This is a genomic window from Microcoleus sp. D3_18a_C4 (genome assembly GCF_036702415.1).
Classification (GTDB): Bacteria; Cyanobacteriota; Cyanobacteriia; order Cyanobacteriales; family Microcoleaceae; genus Microcoleus.
This window is the reverse complement of record NZ_JAUBTI010000082.1, coordinates 24,929-30,928: the sequence shown is the minus strand read 5'-3', so window position 1 is coordinate 30,928 and position 6,000 is coordinate 24,929. Positions and strand designations below refer to the sequence as shown.

The following is a 6,000-nucleotide window of genomic DNA, read 5'->3' as shown; positions in this document are numbered from 1 at the left end:
GTCCCCGCTCGCGTATTGTACAATACGCGAGCGGGGACGCTCGCACTGTAAATGCAAAACTGAGATGCTCCCGATATTATTTATGGATAAGGTGCGCTACGCGCACCCCAAAATTCTACTATCCAGCTACTCCAGACAACTTCTGGCTCAAAGCTTCTTTCAAAAGTTCCGCCTTATCAGTTGCCTCCCAAGGCAAATCTAAATCAGTGCGTCCGAAGTGACCGTAAGCCGCCACATCTTGATAGAAACGGCCGCCTCTTTCAGCAGGCAAATTCTGCAAGTTAAATGCCTGAATGATTCCCGCAGGACGCAGTTCAAAATGCTGCTTCACAACTTCTAAAAGGCGCTCGTCATCAACTTTTCCAGTGCCAAAAGTTTCGATCATCATGCTAACAGGTCGCGCAACGCCGATCGCATAACTCAACTGCACTTCGCACTTTTGGGCCAAACCGGCCGCTACGATATTTTTAGCAACGTAGCGACAAGCATAAGCCGCGCTGCGGTCTACCTTAGTGGGGTCTTTCCCAGAAAAAGCGCCACCGCCGTGGCGGGAATAGCCGCCGTAGGTATCCACAATAATTTTGCGGCCCGTCAAACCCGAATCTCCTTGAGGCCCGCCGACCACAAATTTGCCGGTGGGGTTGACAAGGAAGCGAGTTTCTGAATCCGGCTTCACGCTAATATCGGCAAACACCGGTTCGACGATAGCAGCCCACAGGTCTTCTTTGATTTTGGCTTGAACTGCGGCTGTTTCTGTGATGTCGCCGATCGTTTCGGTGTGCTGGGTAGAAATTAAAATCGTATCTATGCCAACAGGTTTGCCGTCCTCGTAAATCACCGTAACTTGGCTTTTGCCGTCGGGACGCAGGTAAGATAACTGACCGGTTTTGCGGACTGCGGCCAGTTGACGGCAAATCCGGTGCGCTAAACTGATCGGCAGAGGCATCAATTCCGGCGTTTCGTTGCAAGCAAAGCCGAACATCAAACCTTGGTCGCCAGCGCCGATGGCGTCTAATTCCTCTTCACTCGATTGTTCCCGGCTTTCGTGGGCTGTATTCACCCCTTGAGCAATATCGGGAGACTGAGAATCAAGAGCCACCAACACTGAGCAACTATTGGCCGAAAAGCCGTTGTCAGCGTGGATGTAGCCAATATCGGCTATTTTTTTCCGGGCTAATTCTATGTAATTTACCTGAGCTTTAGTGGTAATTTCGCCCGTCAGCAGCATTAAGCCGGTGTTGACGACTACTTCGGCTGCGACGCGGCTTTTGGGGTCTTCAGTCAGTAAGGCATCTAAAATCGTATCTGAAATTTGATCGCAGATTTTATCGGGATGGCCTTCAGTGACCGATTCAGAGGTAAACAGGTAGCGGCGTGACAATGATTATTTCTCCTTAGATAGGGGCTCTTCCTGCGCGACCTCGACGACCGACGAGTTATTTTTCCGGTAAAGACCAAGAACGATCGCGTCTGGGCTACCGTCGAATTTTTGTCGATCTGCAGAGCCGTGTTGAAGCAGCATTTGATATTGGGTAAAGTGACACTACTATAGCAAAGTCAGTTCCGGCAAGTCCCTAAAAACTTAGATTTTGTAGGATTGTCGATCGATCTTGGACACCGCTCGTCTAGCTCCTAACCTGACAAAGTTAAGATACAGTCAGGGTATCGCCTTGTGCAAGGACTATGGCAGGACTCCAAAAATCACCAAACTCGATCCAAACAGTTGCCCAGCTAGAATTTCCCGGCGGCCCCATACCGCTTGACTCTAGATTTTATATTGAGCGCTCAGGGGCCGAAGCCCTGGCCTGTGCAGAAATTAGCAAACCCGGAGGCCTTGTTCGCATTAAAGCTCCCAAAAAAATGGGCAAAAGTTCGCTGATGCTGCGGATAATTCACGCGGCAGTCGATCGTGCTGTGGTAACAATTAGTTGGGGAATTGCCAGCGTTGTTCCGGGGCCGGAAAATGATGCAGCAACGCTGGTACTGGCGGCCGATGAGGCTCTTTATGACTCGAAAAGGCACGGGCGCGATCGGCTCACTATGAGTACGCTTTTAAATTTTCGATTTGCTGCTGTTAATTAGCTAGTTCCGGGGGAATATAATTCGTTTCTACACATAACCTGTTGTGCATTTAATTTGTATGTTGAGGGCGGGTTCTCCTGCCCAACCCCTACTCCCCACAAAAGAAAAAATTTATTTTACTATGCAACTTAAATGCGGATTAGCTTACAAAGTCCGCCTGCGCCGACTCTGAAGAAAACGATAGTTAAAAACTGGATTTGATGTTAATAGCGGGGGACGGTTCGATCGACCACCATTGAGTAAGCATCGATACCGCCAACGATATTTTTAACGTTAGTAAATCCTTGAGCAGCTAACCAGTGGCACATTTGAGCCGATCGCACTCCGTGATGGCACAGAACTAGGGTTTCTGTGTCGCGATCGAGTCTAGCGTCAATTTCACCAGACCATTCGGCAAACTCGCTCAACGGAAAAGCTACAAATCCCGGCAGCGCCGCGAGTTCAATTTCGTGAGGTTCCCGCACATCTACAAGCTGCAATTTCTCAGCATTGGTTTCTGCTAATTGGCGAGCTAATTCTTCGACTGTAATTTGAGCAAAAATTTCTGACATTTGATTAGGAAAAAGTAGTCATTAGTCATATCATGTCCGGTCGAGCGACCGCGATTTTTGTAGGGGCGGGTTCACCAACAATACCTGCCAATAATGGACAATCTCAAAAACCCGCCCCGACCAGGATATTATTGTTAATCGATCGGACATCAGTCATCAGTTAACAGTCAACAGCCAACTGTTAACAGTGATTAATTGAGGGGCGAAGGCGGTGAAATTAGCTCCACAGGAGGGGTAGGTGCAGGGCGCCCGTCCAACTGGCTCACGCTGCCCCTGGGGTCAAGACAAGTGGCGATTAACCGGTCAGTGGGAAATTCGAGCCTGCCGCTCAAACCGACTACGCATTCAGCAAACTGTTGTGGCAATAAACTGCGGCGGCATCCATCGAGCACTAGGAGGGGATCTGCCGGTTGAGTTCGACTTTTGCCGTTAATATTCACTACGCAAGTAGCCAATTCGTTGGGACGCCTCACCCGCCGACAGCTAGAGAGCGCTTCGACCCCAGAAATATTGGTTTTGCGGTTGATTTGGAGGGCGCATTTAGATATGTCGCGGGGGCGGAGGGCGTCAGCACAAGCGCCGGCGGCTGCCTCTGCCCCCACTCCGGCTTCGATTAGTTCCAGGGCGCAGACGCGATAGGGATTCCTAGAGCGAGGGATTCTAATAGTGATGGCTGATGCTGGCGAGATTGGCAGTGTTGTTGCTAACAAACCGAGTGCTGCTAGCTGCGTGCCGAGAGCCAATATCCAGCGCGTGGTAGGGCTTGAGCCTGTCGGTGCTGGCTTTGGGGAAGAAGTGTGGGAAAAATTGCGGTTGTGCATGGCAGATCGAGTAGTGAGTTTTTTGGCTGATTGGGGCGATCGAGCGATCGGCTTTTCCTTCAGAATTTACCGCACATTATGGATCGCCCTGCGGTCGATCGTTTTTTTATCGATCTTTATTTGAATTTTGACCGTTACCAACATATAATATAGAGTCTGCATAAATATTGCATACAGATATTAGAGAGGAAAATAAATGTCTCGATATCGAGGCCCCCGATTGAGAATCGTCCGTCGCCTGAAAGAGTTGCCGGGTCTAACCCGCAAAACCCCCAGACGAGATTATCCGCCTGGACAGCACGGTCAAAACCGCAAAAAGCTCTCTGAGTATGCGGTTCGCTTGCAAGAAAAGCAAAAACTCCGTTTCAATTACGGTGTGACGGAACGCCAATTGCTCCGTTACGTCCGCAAAGCCCGCCGTGTCACGGGCTCCACAGGTCAAGTGTTACTGCAATTTTTGGAAATGCGCTTGGACAATACTGTGTTTCGGATGGGAATGGCTCCAACCATTCCGTCCGCTAGACAATTGGTAAATCACGGTCACATAACTGTCAACGACCGTGAAGTCAATATCGCCAGCTATCAGTGCAAGCCTGGTGATGTGGTTGCTGTGAAAAATAGAGAGCGCTCGCGCACAATGGTAGAAGCTAATCTCAAAGACCCAGGCTTGGCTCACTTGCCGAATCACTTGGAATTTGATAAGCAAAAACTGGTTGGCAAAGTTAATGGCGTTATCGAACGCGAGTGGATTGCTCTACAAATTAACGAACTGCTAGTGGTGGAATACTACTCACGGCAAGCTTAAGTTATTAGTCATCAGTTGGTTGAAGGTGGAATTATTACAGCGTATTCCAGGTTTAGTTGGTGTAAACTTAACGTCAAACCTAGTCACAGACGGCTTTTGACTATTAAACTTAGATCCCCCCTAGCCCCCCTTAACAAGGGGGGGACAAGAACTTGCTCAAAGTCAACCCCTACTCCCCTTTTTAAGGGGGATGCGAGGGGGATCGAGACTAGGCTAAAAGCGAGATTTATCAAGGGTTTTACTCTTAATAAGTTGACACGCCTTGGACACGGCGCCGTGTCCCTAGGGGAATTAATCAATTTCTACTGACACAAAACTGACGACTGAAGACTGAGGACTAAAAATTCAGAATTTTCAACACTCCCACCCCCTAAAAAGGGATGGGATTTTTTGAATGTTTCGCTTGTTAACTTCTTTGAGTTGCCATTTGCTCAGACGAAACCAGGCTGATGGCATTAAATGATGTCCCAGCCTCAAATTATTCCCTTAAAAAGTTTCTTCTCCGGTGGGTTCTTGGTGGACAAGACCTCGCTTTTGAAGGCGATAATTCGCTACAACGGGGTAAACAACACCGCGTATCCGATTGATCGCACCTACTGGACGATGAACTGCTAAGCCGTTCCAGGGAGAATATCTCAGGTTTTCGTTGAAATCAGATTGTTTTTCATAATCAATAATCTGATGCTTGACGGTGAGACGACCTACTCTCAAGAAGGGTGATTCCTTTTCCTTCCAGACATTGATGCCATCGTCGATCGGCATTTTTAGGCTGGTTTGGAACTGAATGCCAAAATCCCAACAGTATTGAGCGTCAGGTTTCGCCAAGGCTTGAATGAGATCGTCCCGGTAATAATTGTCTGGCTTATTGGGATCTAAACCCAAGGCTTTAGCGCGATCGACAAAGGGAAATTTAGGAATTCCCGGTCGAGATTGTTCAGGAATTATCTCGTGCGGTGGTTTGCATGAAACCGGAGTAAACCCATACTTAATTACAGCAGGATATTCGACCGGAACTACACCCGGCTTAGAGGGATCGAAATCGGGATTTAGACCCAAAGCAGAGGGTGAACCGCTCCAATATTTGGCTGTTAGCAAACTCTTCGGAGTCCGGCTACCCGTAAGCGTCGAGACCGCTAAAAAGTGTCTGGGATGTCGGATTAGCCACTTTTTCAATGTCTCTGGTGATTCAACAAGAGCCGAAAAAAAGCCGTAGTAATCTTTGATGGTTTGGCTCACAAATATTTCTGAATTGTGAACAATGATGTCCTGGGTTTTTGACTCGTGGCTGTGCGCCAGTCGTTCCCCTTCCACCCCGATCGCTTTCACTGATATTGAGCGCGAATCTTTTTGGTAATCAGGGTATACTTTGGTAGCCCCGTTAGCAAATCGCAACCAAACAGGATATTCTTTGGGTTTTGCTAGCAAACCTTGCTTAAGGGAAATAGCATTGAGTCGCGAAGAACTTAACGAAGCGCGTTTGCCCAATTCCCGTTTAATCGCTTCCTCATCAAAGTCAAAAATTTCCAGAGTTCCTTTAACGCAGGCATGAGCTTTGGCGTGAGTATCTCGCAGCGCCCGCTCCTTATCCCCGTAAAGATTATCCATCCGAAGCTTGGCCTGCTCAACCAAAAGATCGTAGTATTTGATCTCGTCCTGTTCGGGATATTCGGTAAATAACTTCTTGCTCATAACATAACCTTCGGTTAATCGATAAAAAAGGCTCTACACAAACCCTTGCATC

7 protein-coding genes are annotated in these 6,000 nt (G+C 48.3%); 3 read left to right on the top strand and 4 right to left on the bottom strand.

The genetic code is table 11. The annotated features are described in order from the left end of the window. Positions 1 to 118 precede the first annotated feature (118 nt). Complete coding sequence (metK, locus tag QUB16_RS25665; protein ID WP_333320500.1) at positions 119 to 1,381, bottom strand: methionine adenosyltransferase; 1,263 nt, start codon at positions 1,379 to 1,381, stop codon at positions 119 to 121. Positions 1,382 to 1,683: 302 nt separating this feature from the next. Here metK and QUB16_RS25660 point away from each other — a divergent pair, with 302 nt between their 5' ends. Then, a complete protein-coding gene (locus QUB16_RS25660; protein WP_333320498.1) occupies positions 1,684 to 2,082 on the top strand; it encodes an AAA-like domain-containing protein in 399 nt (132 codons plus the stop codon). Between the two features lie 203 nt (positions 2,083 to 2,285). On the opposite strand, the gene QUB16_RS25655 is transcribed toward QUB16_RS25660, so the two are convergent. Beyond that, a complete protein-coding gene (locus tag QUB16_RS25655) occupies positions 2,286 to 2,633 on the bottom strand; it encodes a rhodanese-like domain-containing protein (RefSeq protein WP_333320497.1) in 348 nt (115 codons plus the stop codon). 191 nt (positions 2,634 to 2,824) lie between these two features. Beyond that, on the bottom strand, positions 2,825 to 3,235 hold the full coding sequence (locus QUB16_RS25650; protein ID WP_333320495.1) for a hypothetical protein: 411 nt from the start codon (positions 3,233 to 3,235) through the stop codon (positions 2,825 to 2,827). Positions 3,236 to 3,302: 67 nt separating this feature from the next. Here QUB16_RS25650 and QUB16_RS25645 point away from each other — a divergent pair, with 67 nt between their 5' ends. Then, a complete protein-coding gene (locus QUB16_RS25645) occupies positions 3,303 to 3,578 on the top strand; it encodes a hypothetical protein (protein ID WP_333320493.1) in 276 nt (91 codons plus the stop codon). Between the two features lie 72 nt (positions 3,579 to 3,650). Beyond that, the gene (gene rpsD / locus QUB16_RS25640; RefSeq protein ID WP_172190738.1) at positions 3,651 to 4,259 is read left to right on the top strand and encodes a 30S ribosomal protein S4; all 609 of its coding nucleotides are present in this window, start codon (positions 3,651 to 3,653) and stop codon (positions 4,257 to 4,259) included. A gap of 486 nt (positions 4,260 to 4,745) precedes the next feature. Here rpsD and QUB16_RS25635 read toward each other — a convergent pair whose 3' ends face one another. Further along, a complete protein-coding gene (locus tag QUB16_RS25635) occupies positions 4,746 to 5,948 on the bottom strand; it encodes a catalase (RefSeq protein ID WP_333320491.1) in 1,203 nt (400 codons plus the stop codon). Positions 5,949 to 6,000: the final 52 nt, after the last annotated feature.